This is a genomic window from Kitasatospora sp. NPDC093558, from assembly GCF_040683475.1.
Lineage (GTDB): Bacteria > Actinomycetota > Actinomycetes > Streptomycetales > Streptomycetaceae > Kitasatospora.
Genome location: NZ_JBFBDY010001033.1, coordinates 1 through 1,675, shown reverse-complemented (window position 1 = coordinate 1,675; position 1,675 = coordinate 1). Strand labels below are relative to the sequence as shown.

At 74.6% G+C, this 1,675-nt stretch carries 1 protein-coding gene; it reads left to right on the top strand.

The window, feature by feature from the left end:
* Window positions 1-69 precede the first annotated feature (69 nt).
* Entirely contained in the window at window positions 70-1,560 is a 1,491-nt protein-coding gene (locus AB0O00_RS38185) for a hypothetical protein (RefSeq protein ID WP_363659285.1), read from the top strand.
* Window positions 1,561-1,675: the final 115 nt, after the last annotated feature.

Here is a 1,675-nt window from a genome sequence, read left to right as displayed (position 1 = left end):
GGCCGCCCGGCTGCCCGGCGCCCACCTGACCCCGGCACCGCCGGCCGTCGTCCCACTCCCGGAGAGCACATGAGCAAGACGAGGAACACAAGGAACACGAGGAACACGAGGAAACGCCCCACGCCGTTCGTCGGGCAGGCGGCGACCAGGGCCCTGCGGGAGTACTGGTCCGGCCGCCCGGCCGTCCTCCTGTGGCCGTCCTTCACGCGGACGGCCCGGACGGTGCTGGAGCAGCTCACCGCGTGCGGCGCGACGGTCGCCGGGGTCGTGACCGCGACCGGTCCGGACGAGGTCCCGCCGGTCGTCCCGGACGTCTTCAGCTGCGCGGAGCGCGGCCTCGACGTGTCGCCGGGCGACTTCTACGCCTGGCTGGACGACCCGTCACCGGCCCTCGGCTCCTGGCTGGATCGGCTCGACCCGGACCGCACCTGGACGGCGCTGGGCGACAACTTCCTGGAGACCGGCGACCTGTTCGGCCGGTCCGTGCACGGCTGGCGCCGGCCCGCCTGGTCCGAGTGGGAGGACAAGACCCGGATCGAGGCCCTGTGGCAGGCGGCAGGCGTCCCCTCCCCCCGCCACGTCGTGACCCGGGCGGACGACCCGGCGCTGGCCGGTCACGCCCGGGACCTCGACCGGGGTTCGGGCGTCGTCGTCGCGATCGACTCCACCCGGGCCCACTACGGCAACGCCACCGGGCTGCGCTGGGTCCGCGATCCGCAGGGCGATCCGCGGGCGCTCGCCGACGCGCTGCGGTGGGCGGGCGAGCACGCCCTGAAGGTCCGGGTGGCCGAGTTCGTCGAGGGCACGCCGTGCAGCGTCCTCGGGCTGGTCCTGGCGGACGGGGTCGCGGTCTTCGACCCGATCGAGATCGTGACGCTGCGCGACCGCAACAGCGCGCGGCTGACGTTCTGCGGCTCCTCCACCCACTGGCGGCCTGATCCCGCCGCCGTCCAGCCGATGCGCGAGCACGTCCGGCGGGCCGGGCACTGGCTGGCCGCCAACGCCGGATTCCGCGGGATGTTCAGCGTCGACGGCCTGCTCGGCGAACGCGGCTTCGTCGCGACCGAGTTGAACCCCCGCCAGGCGTCCGGCCTGGGCCTGCGGGCGGCCTGGCCCGACTTCCCCGGCTACCTGTTCCAGCGCGCCGTGCAGGAGGCGGTGCCGGGGGTGGCCGACCTGTCCTGGCAGCACGTGGAGACGACGTTCCGCGATGCCATCCGCCGACGCCCATCGCACAGCGTGACCATTCCGATACCGGTCGCACCGGACCGGTCCCCGTACGCGAAGGTGGTCGCCCGCGGCCGGGAACAGATCGCGTCCTTCCGGCCCGACGGCCACGGCGTGCGGCTCGTCGTCCTCGACCCGCCGTCCGCGGACGGCCTCTACGGGCCCGGCACGGCCGCGCTCGCCCGTCGGCTCGGCCGGCCCGAACTCGAAAGCCCGGCCGAAAGCGCGGCCGAACGCCCGGCCGAAAGCCCGGCCGGAAGCAGCGCGGAAAGCACCGCCGAAAGCCGCACCGAAGGCCCCGCCGACCAATCCCCACCTGGAGGTCCCCGATGACCGGGCTGCCGGACTCCGCGCACGTCGTGATCGTCAACCGCTGGTCGCGCACGGACTTCGCGGACTACGCCCGCTACCTCGACCACCGCGCGCACCGCGTCAGCTACGTGACCAG